The organism is Glutamicibacter sp. NPDC090743, assembly GCF_044769125.1.
Lineage (GTDB): Bacteria > Actinomycetota > Actinomycetes > Actinomycetales > Micrococcaceae > Glutamicibacter.
In genome coordinates, this window is record NZ_JBIVXE010000004.1 from 371,030 (window position 1) to 397,398 (window position 26,369).

26 protein-coding genes and 1 pseudogene are annotated in these 26,369 nt (G+C 60.4%); 10 read left to right on the top strand and 17 right to left on the bottom strand.

Going from position 1 to position 26,369, the window contains the following annotated elements:
* Positions 1 to 44 precede the first annotated feature (44 nt).
* The 6 genes from yajC to pdxT all read right to left on the bottom strand — a co-directional run bounded on the left by yajC (position 45) and on the right by pdxT (position 4,421).
* The gene (gene yajC / locus ACIQTS_RS10475) at positions 45 to 455 is read right to left on the bottom strand and encodes a preprotein translocase subunit YajC (RefSeq protein ID WP_105658279.1); all 411 of its coding nucleotides are present in this window, start codon (positions 453 to 455) and stop codon (positions 45 to 47) included.
* Positions 456 to 642: 187 nt separating this feature from the next.
* Entirely contained in the window at positions 643 to 1,692 is a 1,050-nt protein-coding gene (gene ruvB / locus ACIQTS_RS10480) for a Holliday junction branch migration DNA helicase RuvB (RefSeq protein ID WP_402473234.1), read from the bottom strand.
* A gap of 26 nt (positions 1,693 to 1,718) precedes the next feature.
* A complete protein-coding gene (gene ruvA / locus ACIQTS_RS10485; RefSeq protein ID WP_402473237.1) occupies positions 1,719 to 2,336 on the bottom strand; it encodes a Holliday junction branch migration protein RuvA in 618 nt (205 codons plus the stop codon).
* Between the two features lie 108 nt (positions 2,337 to 2,444).
* Positions 2,445 to 3,044, bottom strand: a complete 600-nt coding sequence (gene ruvC, locus ACIQTS_RS10490; protein WP_105658276.1) for a crossover junction endodeoxyribonuclease RuvC — start codon at positions 3,042 to 3,044, stop codon at positions 2,445 to 2,447.
* 3 nt (positions 3,045 to 3,047) lie between these two features.
* Complete coding sequence (locus tag ACIQTS_RS10495) at positions 3,048 to 3,806, bottom strand: YebC/PmpR family DNA-binding transcriptional regulator (RefSeq protein ID WP_400289246.1); 759 nt, start codon at positions 3,804 to 3,806, stop codon at positions 3,048 to 3,050.
* A 3-nt stretch (positions 3,807 to 3,809) separates the two neighbouring features.
* On the bottom strand, positions 3,810 to 4,421 hold the full coding sequence (gene pdxT / locus ACIQTS_RS10500) for a pyridoxal 5'-phosphate synthase glutaminase subunit PdxT (RefSeq protein ID WP_105661372.1): 612 nt from the start codon (positions 4,419 to 4,421) through the stop codon (positions 3,810 to 3,812).
* Positions 4,422 to 4,580: 159 nt separating this feature from the next.
* Between pdxT and ACIQTS_RS10505 the strand changes: the two genes are divergently transcribed.
* Both ACIQTS_RS10505 and ACIQTS_RS10510 read left to right on the top strand, forming a co-directional pair.
* Complete coding sequence (locus ACIQTS_RS10505; RefSeq protein WP_332730706.1) at positions 4,581 to 5,414, top strand: aldo/keto reductase; 834 nt, start codon at positions 4,581 to 4,583, stop codon at positions 5,412 to 5,414.
* A 43-nt stretch (positions 5,415 to 5,457) separates the two neighbouring features.
* The gene (locus ACIQTS_RS10510) at positions 5,458 to 6,093 is read left to right on the top strand and encodes a DUF6226 family protein (RefSeq protein WP_402473241.1); all 636 of its coding nucleotides are present in this window, start codon (positions 5,458 to 5,460) and stop codon (positions 6,091 to 6,093) included.
* A 1-nt stretch (position 6,094) separates the two neighbouring features.
* Here the strand turns inward: ACIQTS_RS10510 and ACIQTS_RS10515 are convergent, their stop codons facing one another.
* Positions 6,095 to 7,312 (bottom strand): CapA family protein, encoded by a 1,218-nt coding sequence (locus ACIQTS_RS10515; RefSeq protein WP_402473244.1) that lies wholly within the window; start codon positions 7,310 to 7,312, stop codon positions 6,095 to 6,097.
* A gap of 76 nt (positions 7,313 to 7,388) precedes the next feature.
* On the opposite strand from ACIQTS_RS10515, the gene ACIQTS_RS10520 reads away from it, so the two are divergent.
* Both ACIQTS_RS10520 and ACIQTS_RS10525 read left to right on the top strand, forming a co-directional pair.
* Positions 7,389 to 9,401, top strand: coding sequence for a M3 family metallopeptidase (locus ACIQTS_RS10520; protein WP_332727547.1), 2,013 nt, complete (start codon positions 7,389 to 7,391; stop codon positions 9,399 to 9,401).
* Positions 9,401 to 10,168: a GNAT family N-acetyltransferase gene (locus ACIQTS_RS10525; RefSeq protein ID WP_105661377.1), complete on the top strand. Its 768-nt coding sequence runs from the start codon at positions 9,401 to 9,403 to the stop codon at positions 10,166 to 10,168. Before ACIQTS_RS10520 ends, ACIQTS_RS10525 begins: the two co-directional genes overlap by 1 nt.
* A 73-nt stretch (positions 10,169 to 10,241) precedes the next feature.
* On the opposite strand, the gene ACIQTS_RS10530 is transcribed toward ACIQTS_RS10525, so the two are convergent.
* On the bottom strand, positions 10,242 to 10,802 hold the full coding sequence (locus tag ACIQTS_RS10530) for a dihydrofolate reductase family protein (protein ID WP_400342404.1): 561 nt from the start codon (positions 10,800 to 10,802) through the stop codon (positions 10,242 to 10,244).
* Here ACIQTS_RS10530 and ACIQTS_RS10535 point away from each other — a divergent pair.
* A complete protein-coding gene (locus tag ACIQTS_RS10535; RefSeq protein WP_286172092.1) occupies positions 10,801 to 10,929 on the top strand; it encodes a hypothetical protein in 129 nt (42 codons plus the stop codon). The genes ACIQTS_RS10530 and ACIQTS_RS10535 overlap by 2 nt on opposite strands.
* 268 nt (positions 10,930 to 11,197) lie before the next feature.
* Here ACIQTS_RS10535 and pdxS read toward each other — a convergent pair whose 3' ends face one another.
* From pdxS to ACIQTS_RS10560, 5 genes are all read right to left on the bottom strand, one after another.
* Positions 11,198 to 12,100 (bottom strand): pyridoxal 5'-phosphate synthase lyase subunit PdxS, encoded by a 903-nt coding sequence (gene pdxS, locus ACIQTS_RS10540; protein WP_105658267.1) that lies wholly within the window; start codon positions 12,098 to 12,100, stop codon positions 11,198 to 11,200.
* Positions 12,101 to 12,297: 197 nt separating this feature from the next.
* On the bottom strand, positions 12,298 to 12,912 hold the full coding sequence (locus tag ACIQTS_RS10545; RefSeq protein WP_105658266.1) for a hypothetical protein: 615 nt from the start codon (positions 12,910 to 12,912) through the stop codon (positions 12,298 to 12,300).
* Between the two features lie 154 nt (positions 12,913 to 13,066).
* A complete protein-coding gene (locus ACIQTS_RS10550; protein WP_105661379.1) occupies positions 13,067 to 13,633 on the bottom strand; it encodes an HIT domain-containing protein in 567 nt (188 codons plus the stop codon).
* Between the two features lie 23 nt (positions 13,634 to 13,656).
* Positions 13,657 to 15,672, bottom strand: coding sequence for a threonine--tRNA ligase (thrS, locus tag ACIQTS_RS10555; protein WP_402473249.1), 2,016 nt, complete (start codon positions 15,670 to 15,672; stop codon positions 13,657 to 13,659).
* Between the two features lie 120 nt (positions 15,673 to 15,792).
* Complete coding sequence (locus tag ACIQTS_RS10560) at positions 15,793 to 16,428, bottom strand: winged helix-turn-helix domain-containing protein (protein WP_402473251.1); 636 nt, start codon at positions 16,426 to 16,428, stop codon at positions 15,793 to 15,795.
* 80 nt (positions 16,429 to 16,508) lie between these two features.
* Here ACIQTS_RS10560 and ACIQTS_RS10565 point away from each other — a divergent pair, with 80 nt between their 5' ends.
* Entirely contained in the window at positions 16,509 to 17,876 is a 1,368-nt protein-coding gene (locus tag ACIQTS_RS10565; protein ID WP_402473254.1) for an MFS transporter, read from the top strand.
* A 259-nt stretch (positions 17,877 to 18,135) separates the two neighbouring features.
* Complete coding sequence (locus ACIQTS_RS10570; RefSeq protein ID WP_105658261.1) at positions 18,136 to 18,576, top strand: VOC family protein; 441 nt, start codon at positions 18,136 to 18,138, stop codon at positions 18,574 to 18,576.
* A 6-nt stretch (positions 18,577 to 18,582) separates the two neighbouring features.
* Here the strand turns inward: ACIQTS_RS10570 and ACIQTS_RS10575 are convergent.
* The 4 genes and pseudogenes from ACIQTS_RS10575 to ACIQTS_RS10590 all read right to left on the bottom strand — a co-directional run.
* A pseudogene (locus ACIQTS_RS10575) lies at positions 18,583 to 18,963 on the bottom strand (nucleotidyltransferase family protein); the annotation flags it as partial.
* Between the two features lie 103 nt (positions 18,964 to 19,066).
* A complete protein-coding gene (locus tag ACIQTS_RS10580) occupies positions 19,067 to 22,522 on the bottom strand; it encodes a DNA polymerase III subunit alpha (protein WP_402473257.1) in 3,456 nt (1,151 codons plus the stop codon).
* A 36-nt stretch (positions 22,523 to 22,558) separates the two neighbouring features.
* A complete protein-coding gene (locus tag ACIQTS_RS10585) occupies positions 22,559 to 22,867 on the bottom strand; it encodes a hypothetical protein (protein WP_402473359.1) in 309 nt (102 codons plus the stop codon).
* Positions 22,868 to 22,960: 93 nt separating this feature from the next.
* A complete protein-coding gene (locus tag ACIQTS_RS10590) occupies positions 22,961 to 23,887 on the bottom strand; it encodes an AraC family transcriptional regulator (RefSeq protein ID WP_402473259.1) in 927 nt (308 codons plus the stop codon).
* Positions 23,888 to 23,967: 80 nt separating this feature from the next.
* Between ACIQTS_RS10590 and ACIQTS_RS10595 the strand changes: the two genes are divergently transcribed.
* The 3 genes from ACIQTS_RS10595 (at position 23,968) to ACIQTS_RS10605 (ending at position 26,303) form a co-directional block, all read left to right on the top strand.
* Entirely contained in the window at positions 23,968 to 24,411 is a 444-nt protein-coding gene (locus tag ACIQTS_RS10595) for a DUF1772 domain-containing protein (RefSeq protein ID WP_181148903.1), read from the top strand.
* A 177-nt stretch (positions 24,412 to 24,588) separates the two neighbouring features.
* On the top strand, positions 24,589 to 25,674 hold the full coding sequence (locus ACIQTS_RS10600) for an S-(hydroxymethyl)mycothiol dehydrogenase (protein ID WP_105658256.1): 1,086 nt from the start codon (positions 24,589 to 24,591) through the stop codon (positions 25,672 to 25,674).
* A complete protein-coding gene (locus ACIQTS_RS10605; protein ID WP_105658255.1) occupies positions 25,674 to 26,303 on the top strand; it encodes an MBL fold metallo-hydrolase in 630 nt (209 codons plus the stop codon). The genes ACIQTS_RS10600 and ACIQTS_RS10605 overlap by 1 nt, the downstream gene beginning before the upstream one ends.
* Positions 26,304 to 26,369: the final 66 nt, after the last annotated feature.

Below are 26,369 nucleotides of genomic sequence, written 5' to 3' on the forward strand. Positions count from 1 at the left end.
TTTGGGTGGCTTAGCCTTCAGGCCACCGCTATGCTGCCCGGGACTTAGGCGTTGCGCTCGTCCTTGCCCTCATCGTTCAGGCGACGCAGGGACTCTTCCGGGGTTTCGGTGGTGCTGGCGGATTCTGCAGCGCCGTCGGCCACGGCCGGGGTTGCTGCATCCTTGTCCAGGAAGGTGGCAATGGCCTGGCGGTGCAGGTTCAGCACTACGCCCGGTGCGACCTCGACCTGGACGCGATCCTCTGCGTCAACGCCGACGACGGTGCCGAAGATACCCGAGTTGGTCATCACCTTGGCGCCTGGCACGGTGTTGTTCTTCAGCTTCTCCTGCTGGGCGGACTGCTTCTTGCGGCCACGGAACATCATGAAGATCAGCACTGCGAACAGCGCGACCATCAGGATCAGCGAAGGGTTGAAGCCGCCACCAGCGGCCTGAGCGATTACGAGGGGATTCACGTATTTACCTGCTAACGAATTGTTGCGATTTGATCTGAAGTTCTGGGATGCTGTTGCGGCTATTTCTGGCGTAATACAGCAAAGACGCCCCACCTCGCCCCGAAACGGGCATAGGTCGGGCGTCTTTAGTCTAATGCGTCACGGTGAACCGGCAGACCATTTACGCGGGCAGTGAAGTAATGCTTGCCTAATCCTCATCGTTTTCATAGCTTTGCGCACTGGCGAAGATCGCATCCTTTGGCATCGCCAAGCCCAAATGCGCCCAGGCCCCGGGCATGGCAATACGACCGCGCGGGGTCCGGCCCATCAGCCCTTCACGCACCAGGTATGGCTCTGCGACGGTCTCGACGGTTTCGGTTTCTTCACCCACGGCGATGGCCAGGGTCGATAGCCCCACCGGTCCCCCGCCGAATTTGGTGCACAAGGCTTCGAGCACACCCCGGTCCAGGCGATCAAGGCCACGTGCATCGACCTCGTACATGTCCAAGGCGGCCTCGGCCGCCTTGGCATCGATCTCTTCGAGCTTATGCACCAGCGCCCAGTCACGCACGCGGCGCAGCAGGCGGTTGGCGATACGGGGCGTACCGCGGGAGCGTCCGGCGATCTCGGTGAACGCGGCCGAAGTGACGCTCAGATCAAGCATCATGGCCGAACGGCGCAAAACCAGTTCAAGCTCCTTGACCGCGTAGAACTCCAGATGGCCAGTGAAGCCGAAGCGGTCACGCAACGGGCCGGGCAATAGTCCGGCGCGCGTGGTTGCGCCAACGAGGGTGAAGGGCGGAAGCTCCAGCGGAATGGCCGTGGCGCCGGCGCCCTTTCCGACGATGATATCTACGCGGAAGTCTTCCATGGCCATGTAGAGCATTTCCTCGGCCGGCCGGGACATGCGGTGGATTTCATCGAGGAACAGCACCTCGCCTTCGGTCAACGACGAGAGGATAGCGGCCAAGTCACCGGCATGCTGGATCGCTGGGCCGGAGGAAATGCGCAATGGCGCGTTCATCTCGGCGGCGATAATCATCGACAAGGTGGTCTTGCCCAGGCCCGGCGGGCCAGAGAGCAGAACGTGGTCCGCGGTGCGTTCGCGGATTTTCGCTGCTTCAAGCACCAGCGAGAGCTGCTGGCGCACTCGGGACTGGCCCACGAAGTCGTCGAGGTTCCGCGGGCGCAGGGCCGCTTCGATTACCCGTTCCTCGGGTTCGCTGCCGGCATTCGTGAGCCCGGTGGAGTCATTCATGATCAGTTGATCCTCTCGCAGACCGCTTAGGCGCGGGTTCCGCTGGACATGCTGCGCAGTGCAGCACGCAAGATTTCTGCGACGTTGCCGGTGGCAACGACATCTGGATCAGCCTTGGACAGCGATTTCAGGGTGCTGGTTGCATCCTTTTCGCTCCAGCCCAGGCCGGTCAGCGCCTCGATCACCTGCGGTTCCCAGACGCTCGCGTTGCCGCCGCCGGTAGACGGGGCCGCTGGCGCGCCAGTCGGGATCAGCTTGCCGTTCAGTTCCAGCACGATGCGGCTCGCGCCCTTGGGGCCAATGCCCGATACCTTGGTGAAAGCGGCGGTGTCCTTGGTGTTCGCCGCGATGCGGACTTCCTCCGGAGAGTGCACCGCCAAGATGGCCAAGCCGGTGCGCGGCCCGATGCCCGATACGGAAACCAGGACCTCGAAGACATCGCGTTCCTCTGCGGTGGCGAAGCCGAAGAGGGTCATCGAATCCTCGCGGACCACCATGGAGGTGAATACCGTAGCCTCGCGTCCTGCCTGCAGGGTGGACAGCGTCCCGGGGGTGGCATTGACCAGCATCCCGAAGCCGTTAACGTCAATTACCGCGGTGTTCAGGGCTACCGCCTGCACGGTGCCGGTCAATGAGCTGATCATGCCACTCCTTGGGATATATGTTCGATCGAACCCAGTTTATCGAAGATACCTACGAATATCGATCCGCCGCGTTCCCCGGTGGGTCGAGGCCGCTGCCGTGCTGGCCGGCTAGCGGCGCACTGCGCGGCGCTTGGCCGACGCCTCGGCGGCAATCCACGCCTGCTGCGCACCGGTCAGCTGCGACGAACCACCGGCATTAGCCGCGGAGGCCGAGGCATTCGAGCCGGTGGCCGCACCGCGCCAACCGTGGGTAATCGCCAAAGCCACCGCATCAGCGGCGTCGGCAGGCTTAGGCGGTTCATCGAGCCGGCAGATCTTGGCAACCATCTTGCCGATCGCCGCCTTGGTGGCCTGTCCCGAACCGGTAACCGCCGCCTTGACCTCGGTCGGCGTGTGCAGGGCCACGGGTATTCCGCGTCGCGCTGCCGCGGTGATGACAACACCGGTGACCTGCGCGGTGCCGATGACCGTGGAGACGTTCGCCGAAGCGAACACGCGTTCCAAGGCGAGCACATCGGGCTGATGAAGATCCAGCCATTCGTCGATGGCGTTGGCGATCTTCAAGAGCCGGGCATCGAGCGGAGTGCCCGGAGGGGTGCCGGCGACGGTGACGTCCACCAGCGAAACTTGCCTGTTTGCAGCGACGTCGACCACGGCAAGACCGCAACGGGTCAGGCCGGGATCGACGCCAACAACACGTAAGGCCAAGCCTTACTGCTCTTCGTCCAGCGCGGCGCGAACCTCGTCGGACAGATCAGCGTTGGTGTAGATGCCCTGGACATCATCCAGTTCTTCCAGCGCGTCGTAGAGCTTGAGGAACTTGCGAGCTCCATCAACGTCCAGGTCGACCTTCATCGATGGAATGAATTCCATTTCGTCGGACTCGTAGGCGATGTCCGCTTCATCCAGTGCAGTGGCCACAGCGCGCAGGTCCGAAGGATCGCAGACGATGGCGAAGTTCTCGTCCTCGTCCATGATCTCGTCGGCACCGGCGTCCAGCACGACCATCAGCAGGTCGTCTTCGGTCAACTCGCCCTTGGGCAGGCGGACAACGCCCTGGCGGTTGAACAGGTAGGCGACCGAACCCGGGTCGGCGATGGTGCCGCCGTTGCGGGTGATGCCCACGCGCACCTCGGAGGCTGCACGGTTCTTGTTGTCGGTCAGGCACTCGATCAGCAGGGCCGAGCCCTGCGGGCCGCGTGCTTCATAGATGATCTCGGTGTAGTCGACGACCTCGCCGGTCAGGCCTGCGCCGCGCTTGACGGCGCGGTCGATGTTGTTGATCGGCACGGAGTTCTTCTTGGCCTTGCTGACAGCAAGTTCCAGTGCCGGGTTGCCGGCCATGTCGGCGCCGCCGGCACGGGCGGCAACTTCAATGCCCTTGATGAATTTTGCGAAGGCCTTGGCGCGCTTGGCGTCGATCGCGGCCTTCTTGTGCTTGGTAGTTGCCCATTTGGAGTGGCCTGACATGCTTTAAGCGTCTCCTCGCGTGAGATTGATGAAAAATTGGTGGATAGCGGTGCTGCCGGTGACTTCCGGGTGAAAGCTGGTTGCCAACAATTTTCCCTGGCGTACTGCAACAATTCTACCCTGTTCGTGATCCGTCCCCGCTTGAACGGTGCTGATCACTTGCACGTCCGGGCCAATTTGCACGGCTTCCGGTGCGCGGATGAACACCGCTTCGAGATTTTGCCCGTTGAAGTCCAGCTGGTGCTCGAATGAGTCGATCTGGCGCCCGAACGCGTTGCGCTTGACCGTCATGTCGATGCCGCCGAAGCTTTGCTGTACCGCGCCATCTCGCGAGATTGCAGGGTTCTCGATGCGATCGGCCAGCATGATCATTCCGGCGCAGGAGCCGTAGGCTGGCATGCCTGCTGCGATGCGCTCCTTAATGGGACCAGCTAGCCCGTAGTTGCGGGACAGCCGGTCAATCACCGATGACTCGCCGCCGGGAATCACCAGCGCGTCAACCTGCTCCAAATCGACGACGGTGCGCACCATGTGCGTGCGCTGCCCGAGCCGTTCCAAAGAGGCCAGATGTTCGCGAAAATCCCCTTGCAGAGCGAGGACGCCTATTTTCGGCATGGTTCTAACCTTCATGGTGTTCAGTGGTTGGCAGCACGAAAAATGCGCCGAAATAACGTTAAACCCAGAGACGCCGTGCGCCTGTTTTGTTTCCCGGTGTGTCGCGGATTCTTCGACGCCGCCTCCGGGCAAGTGGTGGAACTTGGTAGGTTCAAGGACATGATTGCTGATATTTCTTCCCTCGAACTTGCCGGTGGCGTGAGCATGCCCTCGATCGGTTTGGGCACGTGGCCCATGCGTGGACAAGAGGCGGCCGCAGCGGTGCTGTCCGCCCTCGACGTGGGCTACCGCCGCATTGATACAGCGGAGAACTACGAGAATGAGGACGCCGTGGGCAAGGCCCTGGCACAGAGCCGGCTTCATCGCGATGAAATTTTCGTAACCACCAAATTCAACAAGCAATGGCATTCGACCCAAGGCGTGCGCCAGGCGTTGGAGAACTCACTGGACCGCTTGGGTCTTGAGTATGTGGATCTGTTCTTGATCCACTGGCCCAACCCCCAGCAGAACACCTATGTCGAAGCCTTCACTGAGCTGGGCAAACTAGTAGACGAGGGCAAGATCCGGGCTGCGGGAGTCTCGAACTTCAAGCCCTACCAGCTGCAGAACGTCCTAGATTCGGGGCTCGTGCCGGCGCTGAACCAGATCCAGGTTGATCCTGAACGGCAAAGCGTCGATTGGCAAGGTTTCAACACCGAGCATGGCGTTCGGACCGAAGCCTATTCCCCGCTCGGACGCAAGAAATCTGGACTCCTTTCACATCCTGCCCTGGTCCGGATCGCCCAAGCGCATGGGAAGAGCAGCGCGCAGGTGACCTTGCGCTGGCATGTCCAGTCCGGGCGGGCAGCGGCACCGAAATCGGCAGACCAGCGGCGGCAGAGCGAGAACCTGGACATTTTCGACTTCCAGCTCACCCAGGCGGAAATGGCCGCCATCAATGCCATGGATACTGGTGCTGGCCCCTTCACCGATTCGGATGAGTTCGGGCACTGAATTCCCGCAATACCTGCATGCGGCAGAAACGGAGAACCCAAACATGCTTCACGGCTACCAGCGCCCAGATATCGAAGTGGCGGATTACTTCGACGAGCACGGTGCGCTGATCCCCTACGGCCAGCGCTGGGATGAGCAGCCTCCAGCGGAGAGCTATTCGCTGACCTCCCATGTGCAACGCTTTGCCCCGGTGCCGCAGGTAGCCCAGGCGTTGCTGGATTGCCTGCGCGAGCAGTTCGAGGTGCGTTGCTTCGAAGATCCCGGGCTGGCCAAGCAAATGCGGATTCAACCGGGCCATGTGGTGCGCTCTGTTCGCGTATTTCCGATGGATTCGCGCTGCGCGCCACTGGGCATGGTCTTCGCCACGTTTCCCGCGGTGCACCTGGAGCTCGGCGCGTTGTACCGCGCGACATTTCCGCCGTGCGGCTGCGATGGATGCGACGAAGTTGTCCCAGAAATCCTTGAGGAACTCGAGATCCAGGTGAGTGCCGCCGCGTCCGGAGGATTCGGCGAGTTCCTGGATCGAGGCATGGACCGCCTCGTGCACTGTTTCGACGTTGACGGGACAGGATTCGGCGAGCAGTCCCGCGGCCTCGAAGACATATCGCCGGCACGGCTAGCCAGAGCACGCGCAATTCTTCCCTCAAGCCGCGTGTGGGCACCTTGGCCATTGCGCTAGGTCAGTCCAGCGTCCACTCTCGAAGTCCGTCGTCGAATGCGCCATAGGCATTCACTGTGGCCTCGCTGCGCTTCAAGGAGGCTTTTGCTTCATCTTCCCGTATGCATCCAGCAGCATCGAAGACTTGGCACCAGGCCACAGGTTCATTTGAGAGCTGGTGCGGTACCCACCGCAATTCGCTGACATCCCATTCGCCGGGCGCTCTCTGGGTAAACGTTGCCTTTACGCTGATGCCTTCGCGGTTGAGAATGGTTGGTGTGGCGTGTTTTGCCACGGAATTGCCCAAACCGTAGACGATCCAGGTTCCGTCGTGCTTCTCAATGGGCAATACCGAGTGGGTGTGGTGCATGTAGATGAAATCGAAGACACCGGACTCTGCCAAGGCTCGACCGAGCCTTTTCTGGGACGCTGTCGGTTCGGTGCTGTATTCAGCCCCATCGTGCACGGCAGCCACGACGATGTCCGCTCCCGCCTTGCGCGTTGCCTTGCCCCTGACGATCAGTTGCTGCGCATCCACCCCGGTATCGACTTGCCAGTCAGCTTCTTCCGGCAAGCCATTGAGCGAATAGGTGCTGGTTACTACACCGAGCTTCACGCCTTCCATGTCCAGGATCGATGGCTTCTCGGATTCTTTTTCACTGCGGTAGGAGCCGGTCGCGAAAAGCCCATTCGCTTCCAGAGCGTCCAGCGTTCGCTCTACTCCGGCCGTCCCGGCATCTACCGTGTGATTGGTGGCAGTGGTGCATCCGTCGTAGCCAATAGCGCCGAGGTCGGCCAGGATTCGATCTGGGACCGTGAACCGCGGATACCCCGAATACGGAGGGACACCAATCGGTGTTTCCAGATTGCATAGCGCCACATCTGCGTCCTGGACGTAGGGTGCCAGGCCCGCAAGCAAGGGGCTGAAATCGTAGTCGCCGCCGTTGCCCGTTTCCGCTCCAGCCGCTTGCTTCGCTTCATCCAATAGCTGCGGATGCAGCAGTACATCGCCGGTAACCATCAGCGATAGCTCTTCGGGCGCCGAAGGTGCGGCCGAGGCATCCGCTATGGCTGAACTCGGAGCCGGTTCCGGCGAGGCAGGAACGCTGGCCTGGACGGAAGGCTGCGGGGTTGCTGGTTCTGCGTGATCGCTTGGGACTGCAGAGCAACCGCCAATCAGCAATGCGGCCAGCAGCGTTGAGCTCAGCGGAAGAAATGCAGGCAGTGCACGTTGGGGCATGCATCGAGCCTAGCTCAGCTGGGCATCTGGGGTGTAAATGCAAGCTAAATCACGTTTTCCATGAAAACCTAGGCCTATGCAAAACCCGCTTCTGACTCCCAGTACCAGGCCCTACCAATGGCCAGCCTTCGACCAGCTCACCGCTGAGCATTACCTGGAGGCAGTCCGGCTCGGCGCAGCCGAACAGCGTGAGGAGCTGCAGCGCATCATCGACGATGCCCAGGCTCCCACTTTTGAGAACACTTTCTTGGCGCTGGAAGCCAGCGGGCAGACCCTGCGCCGTGCGCTCATGACGTATTTCTCGGTGATTTCCGCCCACGGCACCGAAGATCTGCGGGCGATTCAGTCGGAGATTTCTTCGATCTGGACTAGGCAGGAAGATGAGATTTACCTAAACCAAACCTTGTACTTGCGTCTACAAGCTTTGAATTATGAGGGTCTCCAGGGTGAAGATGCCCGTCTAGCCGAGCAAACGCTGAAGAATTTCCAGTTGGCCGGCGCAGGCTTGGGCGACGCCGAAAAGGACCAGTTGAAAGCACTGAACGCCAAACTCGCTGAGCTTTCCACGCAGTTCGCTGACCTCGTCCTGGAAAATCAGAATGCCCACGCTGTGCACTTCGACGATGCTGAGGAACTCGCAGGTCTTTCCAGCCAAGCGATCGAGTCCGCTGCGCAAGCCGCCAAGCAAGCAGGCCACGCATCGGGATACTTGCTGACGCTGGTTTCGCCTACCCAGCAACCGGTCCTGGAGTCGCTCGCGTCAAGCCAGTCCCGCCGCAAGGTGTTCAATGCCTCGATCAGCCGTGGCACCGAGGAAAACGCGACCATCCATGTGGCCGCCGAAATGGCACAGCTTCGCGCTGAACGCGCCGCTCTGCTCGGATTCGCCAACCATGCAGAAACCGTGCTCGCCCAGGCCACTGCACCTTCCACCGCTGCGGTGGAAGAACGGCTGGCCGAGCTAACCAAGGCCGCCACCGCAAATGCCCGCCAGGAAGCCCAGGTGCTGGGCAAGATCGCCGGTGCCGAAATCAACGCGTGGGATTGGAAATACTTCTCCAACCAGGTCTTGCGTGAGGAGTACTCGGTGGATTCCGAGGCACTGCGCAACTACTTCGAATTAGACCGGGTCCTGGTCGATGGGGTCTTCGCGACCGCTACCAAGCTGTTTGGCATTACCTTCAGCGAGCGGTTCGACCTTCCCACCTACCACCAGGATGTTCGCGTCTTCGAAGTTTTCGACGCCGATGGCAAGCCGCTGGCGCTCTACACCGGCGACTACCTGACCAGGAATACCAAGAAGGGCGGTGCATGGATGACCAGCCTGCGCGATGCCGCTTCGTTCCTGGACGAGCGGCCAATCGTCACCAACACCTTGAACATCACCCCGCCTGCGCCGGGTGATCCGGTTCTGCTGTCCATGGATGAGGCAAATACGCTGTTCCACGAGTTCGGCCATGCGCTGCACGGGATGTTCTCCAGCGGAAAGTACGCTTCGCTTTCTGGCACCTCGGTCCCCCGCGATTTCGTGGAGTTCCCATCGCAGGTCAACGAGATGTGGATGCTCCACGAGGATGTCGTATCCGGTTATGCTATCCACCACCAGAGCGGCGAAGTCTTGGACGATGCGCTGATCGAGAAGATCCGCGCGGCTTCGCTATGGGGCCAGGGTTTTGCAACCACTGAGTACCTTGCCGCCAGTGTCCTTGATTGGGCCTGGCACACCATCAGCGCCGGGACTGTTATCGAGGATCCGCTGCAGTTCGAACAGGACGTGCTTCAGGGCGCCGGCTTCGACTCCGCAATGATTCCGCCTCGCTACCGCACCGGTTATTTCCAGCACATTTTCGCCAATGGATACTCCGCTGGCTACTACTCCTACATCTGGAGTGAGGTGCTCGATGCCGACACTGTGCAGTGGTTCGAGGAAAATGGGGGCTTAATGCGCGAAAATGGTAATCGGTTCCGTGAGGAACTGCTTTCGCGCGGCAATACGCGCGATCCCCTTGAGTCCTACGAATTATTCCGCGGCCGCACCGCATTGGTTGAACCGTTGTTGCGCCGTCGAGGATTGGTGAACGCAGAATAATGACCACTATTGCCTCCGCACAGGAAGCACTAAGCCACTGGCATCAGGCACTTGCAGTCGCCACCGGCGGCAAGATCTTTACCACCCACGGATGCTCATGGGCATGGCAGCCAGTACGCAAGCGGCTGATCCTGCTGTTCCCCGAACAGCCAGAACAGGCGGGCCTGCGTCCGGCGCTAGCCGAAGGCCATCGGCTCGGCGCCCGGCGCGTGGAAGCTTGGGTTAATTCAGGCGCCCACGCAGATGAGCTGAGGGCGACCGGTTTCTCCGATAATGCCCAGGTTTCCTGGCATGCTGGCCCATTGGCCATTCCAATGGATCGTTGGACCGGCAAGATCCGTTTGGGCAATAACGTGCCTGAGGCCACGGGAGCTGATGCGGCCGAGCTGAACGTGACGAACCTTTGGCGCGAGACCAGCACCCAGCTCTCCAGCGGGCATCCGGCATTGCGCCGCGTCGAGCATGCCTTGGCTCGTACCGACGAGGGAGAGATCGTGGGCCGGGGCTTTGCCCAGCAGGGCCTGAACGGCCAGCTCATGGTGCATTCCTTGGCCGTAGGCAAGGAACATCGCCGCCATGGCGTTGGCACTGCCTTGCTTCATGGCCTGTCGCGATCAATGATCAATCCGCTGTCGCCGCCAGACGATGAGGTACCTCAGGAGCTATTGGCAGCGGCGACTCCGTCTAGTGCCGATTTCTTCAGTGCGAACGGCCTGAAGCTACTGGGACGAGGACGCCATATGGTTCTGCGCTCCTGGAACCAGTAGCCAGCCACTGATAACGAGAAAGCTCAGCCGGTCACGGGACGTTCCGTGACCGGCTGGGTTTTCTCGAATGGCCTTACCGCGATTTGTTGACTCGAAAGACAAGCCGGGCGAAAGGTCCGGCTTGCCGCGCTTCAACCAGTTCGAGGCTCTCGCTGGAAATAGTTCGTGGCAATACGGGCGCACCCGACGATAGCGCGGCCGGGGCGATAGTCAATGCCAAGACGTCGAGGGCATCGGCATCCAGGAATTGCCCCAGCAGTTCACCGCCGCCAAGTACCCAAACATTCTTCTCCCCTGCGCTGTCACGAATTGCCGGCAAGAACTGCGCAACTGCCCCGTTCAGCAGCTGCACATCAGCCCCTTCTGGAATGGGCAACTCCCTCGAAGTGAAGACATAGGTCTTGACCCCCGGATAGTATTCATGCCACTTTTGCGGATTTTCCATGAGCTGTTCATTCTCGATCATCCACATATAGGTGTTCGCGCCTTCGACATGCACACCAACGTTTTCAGGCAATAGTTCCGGATCAGGCTCTTGGGACCCCGGAACATCAAAGAGCCATTGCAGGCTATGGTTCTCGTCGGCCAAGTATCCATTGAGACTGACCGCGGCATCGAAGATAATCTCGCTCATGGCACATAGTCTGCCACAGGAAAATTGCTCACGGCTCCGGGTGCACTTCGCTACCGGCATGCCTGCTCCAGGGCTGCACCACCAGCAGGTCGCCATCGATGTCCCACCGGCTCCGGTCGAGCAGTAAGTGATCGTGGTGCGCCGAGATACTCGCGATTCCAGGCAGCGGATCTGGTTGGGCGGGGCCGGAGACGGATTGCTGCTCGTAAACGCACCACCTGGAATCAGTTGATTCATGCTGGCTGGAAAGAACACTTGGAGGCAAAGGCTAGATCGTAGTCTCGTTCCGTATCGGGCCCCTGCATCACTACCGGCAGCACAGAAGCAGCGAGGCCGAAGAAATGGACTGATCTGTCCACTTCTTCGGCCTCGTCATCAGCTACTCAGCGCAGTTCCTACCAGCCGCGCTCCGAAAGGCGGTGAGGCACTGGCACGTCGGCGACGTTGATGCCGACCATTGCTTCGCCCAGACCGCGGGAGATCTTAGCCAGCTCGTCCGGGTTGTCGAAGAAGGTGGTTGCCTTCACGATGGCCTCGGCGCGCTGCACTGGGTTGCCGGACTTGAAGATACCCGAGCCGACGAACACGCCGTCGGCGCCCAGCTGCATCATCATCGCAGCGTCGGCCGGGGTGGCGATGCCGCCAGCGGTGAACAGCACTACCGGCAGCTTGCCGGTCTGCGCGATTTCCTTGACCAGCTCATACGGTGCCTGCAGCTCCTTGGCGGCCACGTACAGCTCATCTTCCGGCAATGCGGCCAGCTTGGCGATCTCTGCACGGATCTTGCGCATGTGCCCGGTGGCGTTCGAAACATCGCCGGTGCCGGCTTCGCCCTTCGAGCGGATCATTGCGGCACCTTCGTTGATTCGGCGCAATGCCTCACCGAGGTTGGTGGCACCGCAAACGAATGGAACGGTAAAAGGCCACTTATCGATGTGGTTCTCGTAATCTGCTGGCGAAAGGACCTCGGACTCGTCGATGTAGTCGACGCCGAGGGACTGCAGGATCTGCGCCTCGACAAAGTGGCCGATGCGCGCCTTGGCCATTACCGGGATGGAGACCTCGGCGATGATGCCGTCGATCATGTCCGGGTCGCTCATGCGCGAGACGCCGCCTTGGGCACGGATGTCCGCAGGAACGCGCTCCAGAGCCATGACGGCCACGGCACCTGCATCTTCAGCGATGCGTGCCTGCTCTGGGGTGACTACGTCCATGATGACGCCGCCCTTGAGCATTTCGGCCATGCCGCGCTTGACGCGGTCCGAACCGACGACGGAGTTCTGGTTGTTCGTAGACATGGTGAGGAGGGGTTCCTTTCGACACTGCGGTGACTCGTTTTTGCCCCAGAATTTCGGGGATATAAGCGAGGTGGTACGCCAGTAATCGTAGGATCGCTTTGCTTTATTACCTCGCGTGTTGCGTCATAATTGGCAGATAGTAGATTTATCCATCAGTTACGAGTTAGTGCGTAACATTGGCAATCTCTACTAAACAACTAGTCAGAGTGCTTTTTGCCGGTGAATATTTGGCGTGACGCTATTGCATCCGACACTTGATATTTTGCTGGCTGACCGTAGCCTTCAGGATTAGCTGCTTCAATGCGCGCCACTTCCTCAGACATAAATTGCACCAGCGGAACGTCGCCGTTGATATCTTCGGCTACGGAGCGCAATTGCTGCGCATATGCCAGCAATCGCGGAGTGAAGTGTTTGGTGTAGGAGGGGTCCGGGTCGCTGGCACGCTGATGGACGGATTCAAAATTTTTGGCAAGGTCCTCGATTGCCGGTTTAACTGACTCCATCACCTGCACCAATGCCCGGTCCGCCGCTTGCGAGATCGCAACTAGGCTCAATTGGTAGTGGTGCTCGGTGGCCACAGCCGCCGCGAGCCGTTCCAGCGGATCCAGGGTATCGAGCCAACCGCGCAGGAACCTGTCGCAGTTTGCATCATGCTCGTAGCTCAGGTCTTCAAGCAGCTGATCAATCATGCCGATTGAGTAGCGGGCTGCACCTTGGATGGCGAAACGCATTTCATGCTCGGATCCACTAATAATCCAGTCGCGGATTTCTTCGATGGTGCCGATTGGTTCAGGGGACCTGGGAATATTCAATGATGCTCATTTCAGAAAGAAGTTGCTCCAACATGCCGCAACAGTCTATTTGGTCTTGCATTGCAGCAGGCCAACATCGTGGCTTTTGCATTAAATGACGTTGGGCCCGACAGAACATTTCCATGTTCTGCCGGGCCCAAGTACCAGCTATTGCCTAGTTCGGGGTTTCGCTGTCCCACGCTTCGGCAATGGCACTGCGAACCTCGGACAAGGTCTGCGGGATCGCCTTGGTCTGCGCGATGATAGGGAAGAAGTTCCCATCCCCGTTCCAGCGCGGCACGATGTGCTGATGCAGGTGCGCGGCGATGCCTGCTCCCCCGGCTTCGCCCTGGTTCATGCCCAGGTTGAAACCGGCGGGGTTGGAGACCTTGCGCAGCACGCGCATTGACTGCTGCGCCAACGCTGCCATTTCGGCCGTTTCCTCCACCGTGATATCGGTGTAGTTGGGCACATGGCGGTACGGGCACACGAGCAGGTGGCCCGGGTTGTACGGGAACAGATTCAGGATCACGTAGCAGGTTTTGCCACGGTGCACGATCAGCGCTTCTTCGTCGGTACGCCCAGGACCGGCGCAGAATGGGCAACTGGCCTCATCCTTGACCTGGTCCTGTCCGCCCTTGATATAAGCCATCCGGTAGGGAGTCCACAGGCGCTGGAACGAATCCGGCACTCCGGCGAGTTCAAAGTCGTCGGTGACGGACCGGTCTGCTTGTTCCTGCATGCTTGGTGGACTCCCTATCCGAACTAGTTGTTGTTGTCGCGGCTCTTGATGGCTTCAACGATGCGGGCTACCGCATCGTCGACTGGAACCTGGTTCTCCTGGCTGCCATCGCGGAAGCGGAAGGACACGGCGTTTGCATCGGCATCTTCGCCACCGGCGATGAGCACGAATGGAACCTTGTCCTTGGACGCGTTGCGGATCTTCTTCGGGAAGCGATCCGTCGAGTCATCCAGTTCCACGCGGACACCCTGCGCCTTGAGCTTGGCAACAACTTCACCGAGGTAGTCGTTGAAAGCCTCGGCCACTGGGATCGCGCGAACCTGTACCGGCGAGAGCCATGCGGGGAAGGCACCTGCGTAGTGCTCGGTGAGCACGCCCAGGAAGCGCTCGATGGAACCGAACTTCGCAGCGTGGATCATCACTGGTTCCTGGCGGGAACCGTCGGCAGCCTGGTACTCCAAACCGAAGCGCGCTGGCTGGTTGAAGTCGTACTGCACGGTGCCCATCTGCCAGGTACGGCCGATGGCATCCTTGGCCTGGACCGAGATCTTCGGACCGTAGAATGCGGCTCCGCCTGGGTCGGCAACAAGTTCGACGCCGGATTCGGTGGCGACGCGCTCCAGCACGGCCGTAGCTTCATCCCACTGCTCATCCGAGCCGATGAACTTGTCCGACTCCGGATCACGGGTGGACAGCTCCAGGTAGAAGTCGTCCATGCCGAAGTCGCGCAACAGCGAGAGCATGAAGTTCAGCAGGTGCTCAACCTCGGCCGGTGCCTGCTCCTTGGTGACGTAGGAGTGGCTGTCGTCCTGGGAGAAACCGCGCACGCGGGTCAGGCCGTGGACCACGCCGGACTTCTCGTAGCGGTAGACGTGGCCGAATTCGAATAGGCGCAGCGGCAATTCACGGTATGAACGTCCGCGGCCGCGGAAGATCAGGTTGTGCATCGGGCAGTTCATGGCCTTCAGGCGGTATTCCTGGCCCTGCTTGGTGATGTTGCCATCTTCATCGCGCTCTTCATCGATGTGCAGCGCCGGGAACATGGTGTCCGCGTAGTACGGCAGGTGGCCCGAGGTGTGGAACAGCCCATCCTTGGAGATGTGCGGGGTGCCCACGTACTGGAAGCCTTCTTCGACGTGGCGGTCGCGCACGTAGTCTTCCATCTCGCGCTTGATGATGCCGCCCTTGGGGTGGAACACCGGCAGGCCCGAGCCCAGCTCATCGGGGAACGAGAACAGGTCCAGTTCGGCACCGAGCTTGCGGTGGTCGCGGCGCTCAGCTTCGGCCAGGCGCTCCTGGTAGGCCTTCAGGTCGTCCTTGGTTGGCCATGCGGTGCCGTAGATGCGCTGCAGCTGCTTGTTCTTCTCGCTGCCCAGCCAGTAGGCGGCAGCCGAGCGAGTCAGCGCGTAGGCGTTCTTGATCAGCTTGGTGTTCGGCAGGTGCGGTCCGCGGCACAGGTCCTTCCAGACAGTGTCGCCGGACTTGCGGTCCACGTTGTCGTAGATGGTGGTTTCGCCAGCGGCCACCTCAACGGTGACGCCTTCGCCGGAAGTGTCGGCGGAGTCGGCCTTGGCCAACAACTCGCACTTGTATGGCTCGTTGGCCATTTCAGCTTTGGCTTCCTCCGGGGAAACTTCGCGGCGGACAAAGAGCTGGTTCTGGTTGATGATCTTCTGCATCATCTTTTCCAGCTGCTTCAAGTCTTCTGGGGTGAATGGGTCCTCGACATCGAAGTCGAAGTAGAAACCGTCGGTGATGTAGGGGCCGATTCCCAGCTTGGAGTCCGGGCGCAGCTGCTGCACAGCCTGGGCCATCACGTGGGCGGTCGAGTGGCGCAGCACCTCCAATCCTTCTGGATCATTGATGGTTACGCGGGTGACAGTGGTTCCGGCTTCCAATTCGCGGGCCAGGTCGCGCAATACGCCATCGACGTGCATGACAACCACGTCTTTATCGTTGGCAAAATGCTGCAGACCGGTCGTTCCCGCGTCCACCTGTACCTGCTCGCCGTCAATGGTGAGAGTCAGCTGCTCGTTCATGAGATCGGGTTCTACCTTTCAATCTGTGATGGCTTCATAGCTTGTGGCATACCTTGGCCACAGCCAGCCAGAATCCAGTTTAGTTCAGGACCCCACCTCAGCGTGCGTTTACCTCGGGTTTTACGAAGATTGATCGCCCTCTTGTGACTCGTTCAACAGCGAATCTGCGTTGAACAGGCTCATGACATGCCAGATTTCACGATCGCCCGCGGGCTGCGAACTGGTGACTTTACCGTTTTTCAGATCCTCGCGGAAAGCCGGAATCACTTCTTCCATGCGACGCATGAGTTCGTCGCATTCATCTTGGGTAAGCATCAGGTTGCTCGTTTGCATCTGCGCTTTAATCTCCCCGGACTCTTCGCCGCGATAGTGCCTTTCTGCATACCGAAGCGTCGCTTGCAGGCGGCGTTGCTCGTCATGGACCACTTGGCTGAGGTAGGCATCCATAGCCGTCCCGGTCTGGTCCTCCGGGCGCTCTCCCACTTTGCCGGTCGTATAGCCGCGAGCCGCAGGTTTCCATACGCGGTCACGCCTATCGCGCGCCAGTTCCGGAACTTCAACGATCATGTCGGCTTTGGCCAGCTCACGCAGATGGAAACTGACCTTGTTCGCGGGTACGCCAAGAGCCTGCGCGAGGTCTGCCGCGCGTGCGGTTTCCATTGCCGAAAGCGCGTCAAGGATTTGCCGACGCAAGGGGTTTGCGATGGCCTTGAGCATGGGGGTGGTGAATGTGACCGGTGGCTCATGGTTGCTCATAAGCACAGCATAGCAATCCCACAAATAAAGTTGCGCAAATTCTATTGCGCAACTTTAATTGCGAATCTATAGTTGGTGCCATGACCAGCATCCAGGCCAACGATCCATCAGGCACCACAGCGATTATCACGGAGCCTTTGCCGCCTTTGCGCGTGCAGCGCAACTACCGGATGTGGGTGCTGGCGGACTCAACGGCTTTGCTGTCGGGCAGTATTTACGGGTTCATCTTTCCTTTGATCTTGCTGTCCGCTACGGGGTCCCCGGTTTTGGCCGGAACCCTGGCCGCAGTGGGAATGGCAGCACGGGCGAGCGTAATTTTGGCCGGCGGAGCCATGGCGGATCGTACCGACAAGGCTCGGATGATTCTCATAGGAAGTTTCGTCGGTGCTGCAATCACGGCAGCCATGGCCCTGGGCAGCAGCGTCGGTTCACTGCCGGTTGCCTCCTTATGCCTTGCCCACATCCTTATGGAACTGCGCGGCGGGTACTTTGGGTCGACAACTAATGCCGCCCTAAAGGATCTTGTACACCCCAAACAGCTCGGCCGCGCGATGGCGGCGAATCAAGGCCGCGACTCGGTGCTGATGCTCGGCTCCGCTCCCCTGGGCGGCGTGCTTCTGGGATTAGGCGGTGGCATTGCCCTGCTCATCGTCAGTGTCCTGAATCTGATCGCTGCGGCCAGTGGATTTGCACTGCGTCGTCCATGGCGGGCAGCCAAGCTATCTCGGCAAGATTCCAATGGCACCAGCAATGATTCCGAAGAGGAAGTGGCCCACGGAATTCTGGCAGGCATGCACTGGTGCTTTTCCCGGCCACAGCTGCGCGCTCTGCTGATTTTGATTACGGTCGTCAACATCGGCGTCAACGGGCTGATGACAACGCTGATCTACGGACTTCAACAGCGTTCCGAAGAACCCTGGGTTATCGGGTTAACTTCTACCTTCATGGGCGTTGGAATGCTGCTCGGATCGTTGGTCGCAACGAAGCTCATCGATAAATTCCGCAGTGGTTTACTGACCTGCACCTGTCTCACCATTTTGGGTGTAGCCATGCTGCTCATCGGGTTTAATACGAACCTGCTCTGGATGGGGACCATGCTGATGATCAGCTTCCTCAGCGTTCCAGCTCTCAACGCTGCGGTGGGTGGATACTTCATGGCCTCCATTCCGAAGCAAATGTCTGGGCGCGCTAATTCCCTAATCACCTTTATGGCACTGGCCGCTTTGCCCTTATCTCCGCTGCTTACCGGATTTGGTCTGGAATCGGTCGGCATGGGACCAACGCTGATATTTTTCGGGGCATTCGTTTCCTTAGCAGCAGTCTTGGCCTGGCTCTCACCGCAGGTACGGCGCATACCCCGTCCTGAGCATTGGATGGCGGCATCGCCCGAACTCACCAGCGCATCCGCCCCTCAACAATCCCCCGCCCCAACGGCCTCCACCGAATAGGAGTATCCAAAGTGAATTCCGATCCCACGTCGCCCAGCGATTCCCGGCTCAAGCGATCAGCCCGGAAGCGAATCTTCAGCAGCGAAAAAAGATACCGCCATGCTTCTGCGTTGACGCACCAAGCCGACGATGCAGTTGCCCAGGCGAGGTATCAAGCGCTGCGCAACGAGCAATGGATCTATCTATAAGGAGGCAGGAAAAGTCTTGGAAGATCCGCTAACCCATGGCTTTCATTTTCAACCCCTCCTACCCTAGGAATATGAACAAACCGGCCCCACCTGTCATCAGTGCCATTACCCTCGGAGTGCGCGATGTCGGTGCTTCCACGAAGTTCTACACCGAGGGCCTGGGGTTTGAGCTGGTTCAGCCAGCCCACCCGGAAATCGCTTTTGTCCGTGCCGGCTATGGCTTGATGCTCGCCCTCTGGGATGTGAAGCAGATGCCCAGCGAGTACGGCGACGTCGGGCATAGCCAGCTGGCGCCACCGATCTCACTGGGACACAACGTGCACTCTGACGCAGAAGTGGACCGACACTACCGGCGAGCGCTGGATGCGGGAGCGACTTCTGTCACCGAACCGACGGTGCAGCCGTGGGGTGGCAAGAGTGCTTGTGTGGCTGATCCGGATGGCTTCCGCTGGGATTTTGTGCACAACCCATCATTTGTCGTCGACGCCGATGGGCATGTTTCCTCGGTTTGAGAATTATCAGTTTTCAGTGATCTTCCTTGATGCCTCCCGTTCAGGCCAGGGTTCATAGGTGCTAATTTGCCCAGGCTCATCACTAGTGCCTGCAAAGCAGCAGGCCTTCGCTGCGAAATGGTCGATGGCGTCCGTGACGCTGAGGAATGGAATAGCCGGCGCCCCAAAGGGCTCTTCGTACCAAAGTTGGACGCATGCTCCGTTGCGTACTTCGATTTCTGCGTCCATGCCCTTGAAGAGTACTTTGGCTCCACGAATGAGCGCATCTTCGGCCTCCCAGGACGTATCTTCATCGAAGTAGATGAAGTCGTAGTCACGAATTCCTCTTTGCGGATCTTTGCCTTCGAGCACGTTCCAAACTGTTTGGGATAGTGCACCTGCAGTGAGCCACCAATCATCTGCGCTTACGCCCGTTCTCCCCTCACATCAGGTAGCTCTCCTATTGGACCCGATGCATCTGTTAGGTAAACCCTGTCAGCGAACTAGCTCATCAGGCCCCTCTCTGGTCCAGGCCTTCAGCTTCCATCCGTTTGGCAAGTTCCCCGACACTTTCGATCTTGCGTGCTCCCTCGCCGAGGTTTGGCCGATAGTTTGGTTGCGGCCGGGTGAGCTCCGCGAGGTAGCCTGCAGCAGGCAGGGTCTCCGGCTGATGCAGGTCCCAGGCGTTCAGCGCTTGGAGGGAGATGCCGCGCGGTCCGGTACGGCGTGTGACCCCGTGGATGAGCAGCATGCGTGTGGAGAAGAGCAAGGGCGCTGTGCGCTGCTGCGTGTCATCGAAGAAGGTGGCGTCGATGCAGCCAGTCCCATCATCCACTGAAATGAAGACCACACGCTTGCCTCCGCGCATGGGAGGAGTCTGAGTGGCCACCCGTACCCCGGCGACCAGAACTTCGGTTCCGTTGCGCAGGTGCAGCAGCTCGGCTGCCTGCGTAATGGGCAGGTGCGCCAGCCGTTGGCGGTACGAGGTGATCAGATGCTCGCTGGCGTCCAGATGCATGAGGTCCAATTCGGTACGTACTACTTCCGCGGGATCCAGTGCTTTGCCGGTCTGGTCGATATATTCGATCTGCCCCAGATCCAGGGCAAGTTGCCCGGGTCCCGGCCGGTATTTGGCCGGAAGGGAGCTGTGCGCCATGGATTGCGTGTGGGCGATCGTGTCGGCACGGGAGGTCCCGGCCAATAGGGAATCGAACACTCCGAGTGCTGCAAGGTTCTGGTAGGTGCGTCGCGAGAGTCCTGCGCGGGCGCGGACATCGGCGAGGTGCTCATAGGGCTGGCCTGCGACCAGGCGTTGTACTTCGCGTTCGCTCATCTGGTGGATATCGCGGAAGGCCAGGCGGATTCCATAGCGCCCAGGGCGCAGCGAGCTGGGTGCGCGGGGCACCACAGGAACCTTCGCTGGAGCGGATTCGAATATTCGTTCGACTCGGTAGTGCCCGGTGGATCGGTTGATATCCAGCGGAAGGATGGGAACGCCCATTCTGCGTGCTTCGGAAACCAGCAGCCGCTTGGGGTACATGCCCGGGTCGTGCTCCCAGATCCCCGCAAGGAAAGCTTCGGGGTGGTGCGCCTTGAGCCAGGCTGAGTGGTAGGTGGGTACGGCAAAGGCAGCCCCGTGGGCCTTGCAGAATCCGAAGGAGCCGAAGCCGGAGAGCACCTCCCAGACTTGGTCAATGGTTTCCTGGCTATAACCGCGCTTGGCCGCTTCAGCGCGCACATAACGTTCTACGGCTGGTTCCTTCTCCGGGTTGCCCAGCAGGCGCCGGTAGACATCGGCCATGCCCAATCCGCATCCGGTGAGCACATCAAGCATGCGCAGCACCTGTTCATGGAAGACGGTCACCCCGTGGGTTTCGGCGAGCGCCGGAATCAGATCCTCGTGCAGGTATTGGGCAGGGGCGAATCCGTGGCGGTGCTCCAGGTAGGGCTTGACCATATTCGACTGCATGGGACCCGGGCGGAACAGGGAAATATCGATGATCAGGTCGTTGAATTCGCGGGGCGCGAGCTTGCCGATCAGTTCGCGCTGCCCCGGGGATTCGATCTGGAAGCAGCCCAGCGTATGGGTGGAGCGGATCAATTCGAAAGTTGGTTCGTCATCCAGTGGCACCCTGGACAGGTCTATCGCTCCGGTAGCGGAGATATAGCTGTCGTCGGCGTGCCCTCCGGCGCGGGCGGCCGCTTGCTTATCCGGGTGCATGCGGGCGATCTCCTCGAGCGTGTAGGCGATGGCCGATTGCATGCGCACACCGAGCACGTCGAGCTTGATCAAGCCCATCAGGTCCATGTCATGCTTGTCGAACTGGCTCATCTGCAGTCCGATGCCCGAGGGCTGGACCGGGGTGCGGTCCAGCAGGCTCGCGTCGGAGAGGATCACCCCGCAGGGGTGCATGGAGATATGCCGGGGCAGCCGGTCCAGGCGCTCGGTAGCGTCGATGAGGATATCGAGCTGGGTGTCATCGGTAATGCGTTCTGCCAATGCGGCCAGCTCCGGCTTCTCGGTGAGCGCTTCGCGGAAAGAGGATGCGGAGAAGCGCCAGAGCTGCTTCGCGATCTCATCCACCTGCTCCTGCTCTACCCCGAGGGCGGCTCCTGCATCACGGACCGCGCCGCGCGCACGGTAGGCGTTCTGCATGCTCATCAGGCTGACGCGCTCTTCCCCGAAGCTGGAGAAGATCTCGCGGTAGATCTCGTGGCGGCGTGCGGATTCCACGTCGATGTCGATATCCGGCAGGGTGGTGCGGGTATCGGAGAGGAAGCGTTCGAACACCAGGTCGTGGGCCAGCGGGTTCACCTGGCTGATGCCCAGCAGGTAGTTCACCAGCGAGGAAGCACCGGAGCCGCGGGCGGCCACGCGGATTCCCATGCCGGTGATCAGCTTGACGGTTTCGGCGACGGTCAGGAAATACCCGGCGAAGTCCAGCCGGTCGATCACCCCAAGTTCCAGAGCCAGCTGTCTTTCAATGAGGCTGGGATTGGCGTGCGGCAAGAGCCCAGGCACCGCTGCATGGACTCGCTCGGTGAGTTCTTGCATGGCCGGACGGTGCAGGCCGATGATCTTCGCTTCGGGGATCACCGGCTGCTTCCATCCAAGATCGGCTACCGGGTCCGCCGCTGCCCATTCGGCGAGCGCTTCAGTTTCCCGCAAAAGCTGCTGCGCCCAGCTCCTTTCTGTGGCTTGGCCGATCTCCTTGGCCAGCTGGCGCATCTGGGGCGGGGTTTTCAGCCACCCTTGGCCATTGGGTTGGCAGGAGTCCAGGTTCTTCAGGCTATGCAGGGCGCGCGCCGAGTCCAGGATGTCTGCGGTAACCGCTCCATCGGGGTCCACGTAGCGCACGGCGTTGGTGAGCACGGCCCTGATCCCCCGCTCCTGGGCGTAGCGCAGCAAGCGGGCTGCTTCACCGAGGCTGTAGCGCGATCCAGGGCTGGAGAGGTGCGTGGTGATTTCCACTCGCAGCATCTTTCCCAGCCGCTTCTTCCAGCTGGCAAGCAGTGCCCGGGCTTGGGCGTAGCTTCCCTTGAGGATTGCGCGGGCCACGTCTGATTCGCCGCCGAGCAGGATCATCAGGTTCCCGGCAGCACCCAGGTGTGCCAGCTGCTCGGTTTTCAGCCCCGGAACCCCGTGCGCAGTGCTGTGCGCGAGGGTGATGGCTCGGCACAGCGCCGCATACCCTGCGCCATTGCAGCGCCCACGGGCCAGCAGGACAATCCGCCCTTGGGTTTCTCCGTGGTTATCGAGCACGGCAAGGTTCACCCCGAGAATCGGGTGCAGCCCTTCTGCCATGCAGGCCGCCACATGCTTGACCGTTCCATAGAGCCCATCCCGGTCAGTCAGCGCGAGCATCTGGGCACCCTGCGCTTTGGCCGCTTGGGCCAGCCGCTTTGGGTGCGAGACTCCGTAGTGGGCGCTATAGGAAGAACTGACGTTCAGGTGGGTGAAGCTCATGGAGGTCCTTCGAATATATGTTCCCCTGCAGGGGAATTAGGCGCTGCGGGCCAGCGACTCATGCACACGCACCAGACGCCACCGTTCGGTTTGCGCATCAAAACTCACATCAACGCTGTGCACTTGCCGGGATCCGCGCACCGCGACCAGTTGCAGGCGCCACATCTCATAGTCGGCAATCCCCGCACCGGCGCCGCGAGGAATCCGCAGGTTTTCATCCCACCATTTGCGGCGTTCGAACCAGCGCTGAGGCTCGGCCACCAAGCGATAGCCCTGCCCTTGCCAGCTCACGCGCAACGGTATTCCATCAGCTGCACGAGTAACCTCGATCGACTCGGTGAACATCCCCACGTGTGCACTCCTTACTTAGTAGAACCATTCTATTCGAACACGTGTTCGAATGACAGTTACACTAGTCAGCGCGACCGACAGTTTGGGTTAGCCAAGTGCAGCGGATCTCAGCGCCGACGGACTGGTTGAATAAGCCCTGCGAAAGGCAGCGCTGAGCGCAAAGGGTGAAGAATATCCGACATCCCGGGCAATCTGCGACAGCGGTGCATCGCTGGCGAGCAGCGCATCATGAGCCAATGCCAGACGCAATTTGGTGAGGTACCCCATGGGTGCGGTGCCCATGGCCTGGCGGAAGGCTGGCGAAAAAGCCGAACGGGACATCGCAGCTGTTCTGGCCAGCCCCTCCACGCTCCACGCTCTAGCTGGTTGCGCCCACATCGCCCCCACCGCCACCCCAATGCCTGGCGCCGCCGAGCGAAGCACCCTGGTTCCCGGCAAGTGCTGCAAGGCGCAGATCGCCAGAATATCCAGCAGCCGGTCCAATACCACCTGCTGGGCGGGACCCGCACTTTCGGCTTCGGTCGCCAGCAGTTCAGCCCATCGCCACGCCGCGCCGTCATCGATAACTGCCAGATCGGTACCCTCGCAGACAAGATCAGCGACAGCGCTGGTCGTAGTGAAGGTGCCAACCAGTAGCTGGTCGGGGCCATTAGGCGAATTGCCCCATGCACGCACCCCATGGCGCAACTCTTGGACCATGGCTCGGCCCGATGGCCCCAGGCATTGCTGGCCCGGGGCAATGGCATAATTACAAGGCGCCGCGCCCGGAAGGGTCTGGGCGCTGGCCGAGCGAACCTCATAGGAGGCTGATCCGCAAATGACGACCAGTTCCCCTTGCCGCGCCACCACGGACTTTTGTCCTCGTTGCACCCTGCAGGATCCCGAGCGCACCGCCAAAATCGTCAGCGGGCAATGATCGCGAACAGCAACACTCCACTGGCCCTCCATGCACATGCGGAGAATGAAGGCTTCACGAGCCCGTGGGCCAGAAGGGAAAAATGCATCGGGTCTCACGCCACCACTCTGGACGATTGCGTATGCATTGTCGAGCCTTGAGCATTCAAAATCCAGCCCAACATCTGTTGAATGAAATCATGAACCTGCCGTTGCTTACTATTTTCCTGCCGCTGCTGACAATTGCCACCGGCTTGATCATTGCCGGATTCTACGTTTCCTTCACCCTCGTGGTTTTCCCTGCGTTAGCGCGAATGGATAATCGCTCCGCAAGCACGTTCATGGTCCACGTGAACAGATACGCCCAACGGCCCCCATTCCTGAGCTTGTTCTTCCTCGGCTTGCTCGCCAGCACCGGGTGCCTTGCCCTCTCCATCGTCCACGAGAATATCCGCATATCGATCGGAGCGGCACTGGTGCTTAGCGGTGCCCTGCTCACCATCGGAGTCAATGTTCCGCTCAATCGGCGACTGGAACAGAATTCGTTGGCTTGGGCGAAATATGAGCCACGGTGGATCAGGGCCAATGCCGCGCGAGCACTGGGTTCCGGCCTAGGCGCTGTCCTCCTGCTCAGCGGTGTTTGAGCTGGATGCAGCACTCCTGCCCCGTCACATCCATTCCGGGGGCAACCCGTGATCGACCTGCACAAATTGGCTCTGCGCGAAACTGCCTGCGTCATTGTGTCTCGAATGCTCGATTAGCACCTGAGACACCGATAGCATCGAGAGAGCACTAGCCAATCGTTCCAGGAGCTAAATCCCATGTCCCATAAGGTCAAAGCCGTTATTTCCCGCGTCAAGGACGCACCCGTAGAGGTCGTAGACATCATCGTTCCGGATCCGGGTCCCGGAGAAGTAGTTGTCGATGTGCTCACCACCGGTGTCTGCCACACCGACCTGCACTACAAGCTCGGCGGAATTGGCGACGAGTACCCGTACCTGCTGGGCCACGAGTCCACCGCAGTAGTCAGCCAGATCGGCGAGAACGTCACCAACGTCAAGGTCGGCGACCGCGTGATCCTGAACTGGCGTGCAGTCTGCGGCCAGTGCCGCGCTTGCGCCAAGGGCGAGCCGAAGTACTGCTTCAACACCTTCAATGCCACCCAGAAGATGACCCTGGAAGATGGCACCGAGCTTTCCCCAGCGCTGGGCATCGGGTCCTTCGCCGAAAAGACCCTGGTCCACTCCGGCCAGTGCACCATCGTGGATGAAGAAGCCGACCCGGCCGCAGTAGGCCTGCTCGGTTGCGGTGTCATGGCCGGCATCGGGGCAGCGATCAATACCGGCGAGATCAAGCGCGGCGAGTCCGTCGCAGTGATCGGTTGCGGTGGCGTGGGCGCTGCTGCCATCGCCGGCGCGCAGCTGGCCGGCGCAACAACCATCATCGCGGTGGACGTGAACCCGGACAAGCTGGAAGGCGCCAAGAAGTTCGGCGCCACCCACACCGTGGATTCCTCCAAGGTCGACGCCGTGGAAGCCATCCAGGCGCTGACCGGCGGCTTCGGCGCCGACGTCGTCATCGACGCGGTGGGCCGCCCGGAAACCTACAAGCAGGCCTTCTACGCCCGCGATCTTGCTGGCCGCGTCGTATTGGTAGGCGTGCCAACTCCGGAGATGAAGCTCGAGCTGCCGCTGCTCGATGTCTTCGGCCGCGGCGGCTCGCTGAAGAGCTCGTGGTACGGCGACTGCCTGCCGAGCCACGACTTCCCGATGCTCGTCGAGCAGTACAAGCTCGGCCGCCTGGATCTGGATGCCTTTGTCACCGAACGCATCACGATCGATGAAATCGAAGACGCGTTCACCAAGATGCATGAAGGCACCGTGCTTCGTTCGGTGGTGGAGCTCTAGTGGCCGCCCGCATCGAGAACGTCGTCACTTCCGGCACCTTCTCCCTGGATGGCGGGACGTGGGATGTCGATAACAACGTCTGGATCGTCGGCGATGATTCCGAGGTGATGGTCATCGACCCGGCACATGATGTAGCCAAGATCCGCGAAGCTGTGGGCGATCGAGAAGTCATGGCCGTGCTGCTTACCCACGGGCACGATGACCACATCCGCGCGGCTGGCGAATTCGCCGACGCCGTGGATGCACCGCTGTTCTTGAACCCGGAAGACCGCATGCTCTGGGAAGCTGTCTACCCCGAGCGCGATGTGGACGCAGAAATCAGCGAAGGCGATTCATTCACCATCGCCGGCACCACGCTGACCGCCCTGCACACCCCGGGGCACTCTCCGGGCTCAACCTGCTTCTACGCTGAAGACCTCGGTGTACTGTTCAGCGGCGACACCCTGTTCAACGGCGGCCCGGGTGCTACCGGTCGCAGCTACTCCAGCTTCGAGACGATCGTCGAGTCGATCCGCACCAAGCTGCTGGTCCTGCCAGCTGAAACCGTGGTCAATACCGGCCACGGCGATGCCACCTCCATCGGTGCAGAAGCGCCGAACCTGGATGAATGGATCAAGCGCGGTCACTAAGCACCACGCATCGAGCGGCAGCAGGCCTTTAGAGCCGGCTGCCGCTCGTGTTTAAAGTTGATGCGC

Coding starts and splice junctions, on each gene's coding strand:
- ruvB (WP_402473234.1), bottom strand. CDS start 1,692: ATGAATGACTCCACCGGGCTCACGAATGCCGGCAGCGAACCCGAGGAA.
- ruvA (WP_402473237.1), bottom strand. CDS start 2,336: ATGATCAGCTCATTGACCGGCACCGTGCAGGCGGTAGCCCTGAACACC.
- ACIQTS_RS10495 (WP_400289246.1), bottom strand. CDS start 3,806: ATGTCAGGCCACTCCAAATGGGCAACTACCAAGCACAAGAAGGCCGCG.
- pdxT (WP_105661372.1), bottom strand. CDS start 4,421: ATGCCGAAAATAGGCGTCCTCGCTCTGCAAGGGGATTTTCGCGAACAT.
- ACIQTS_RS10505 (WP_332730706.1), top strand. CDS start 4,581: ATGATTGCTGATATTTCTTCCCTCGAACTTGCCGGTGGCGTGAGCATG.
- ACIQTS_RS10510 (WP_402473241.1), top strand. CDS start 5,458: ATGCTTCACGGCTACCAGCGCCCAGATATCGAAGTGGCGGATTACTTC.
- ACIQTS_RS10515 (WP_402473244.1), bottom strand. CDS start 7,312: ATGCCCCAACGTGCACTGCCTGCATTTCTTCCGCTGAGCTCAACGCTG.
- ACIQTS_RS10520 (WP_332727547.1), top strand. CDS start 7,389: ATGCAAAACCCGCTTCTGACTCCCAGTACCAGGCCCTACCAATGGCCA.
- ACIQTS_RS10525 (WP_105661377.1), top strand. CDS start 9,401: ATGACCACTATTGCCTCCGCACAGGAAGCACTAAGCCACTGGCATCAG.
- ACIQTS_RS10535 (WP_286172092.1), top strand. CDS start 10,801: ATGGCACATAGTCTGCCACAGGAAAATTGCTCACGGCTCCGGGTGCAC.
- ACIQTS_RS10530 (WP_400342404.1), bottom strand. CDS start 10,802: ATGAGCGAGATTATCTTCGATGCCGCGGTCAGTCTCAATGGATACTTG.
- pdxS (WP_105658267.1), bottom strand. CDS start 12,100: ATGTCTACGAACAACCAGAACTCCGTCGTCGGTTCGGACCGCGTCAAG.
- ACIQTS_RS10550 (WP_105661379.1), bottom strand. CDS start 13,633: ATGCAGGAACAAGCAGACCGGTCCGTCACCGACGACTTTGAACTCGCC.
- thrS (WP_402473249.1), bottom strand. CDS start 15,672: ATGAACGAGCAGCTGACTCTCACCATTGACGGCGAGCAGGTACAGGTG.
- ACIQTS_RS10560 (WP_402473251.1), bottom strand. CDS start 16,428: ATGAGCAACCATGAGCCACCGGTCACATTCACCACCCCCATGCTCAAG.
- ACIQTS_RS10565 (WP_402473254.1), top strand. CDS start 16,509: ATGACCAGCATCCAGGCCAACGATCCATCAGGCACCACAGCGATTATC.
- ACIQTS_RS10570 (WP_105658261.1), top strand. CDS start 18,136: ATGAACAAACCGGCCCCACCTGTCATCAGTGCCATTACCCTCGGAGTG.
- ACIQTS_RS10580 (WP_402473257.1), bottom strand. CDS start 22,522: ATGAGCTTCACCCACCTGAACGTCAGTTCTTCCTATAGCGCCCACTAC.
- ACIQTS_RS10585 (WP_402473359.1), bottom strand. CDS start 22,867: ATGTTCACCGAGTCGATCGAGGTTACTCGTGCAGCTGATGGAATACCG.
- ACIQTS_RS10595 (WP_181148903.1), top strand. CDS start 23,968: ATGAACCTGCCGTTGCTTACTATTTTCCTGCCGCTGCTGACAATTGCC.
- ACIQTS_RS10600 (WP_105658256.1), top strand. CDS start 24,589: ATGTCCCATAAGGTCAAAGCCGTTATTTCCCGCGTCAAGGACGCACCC.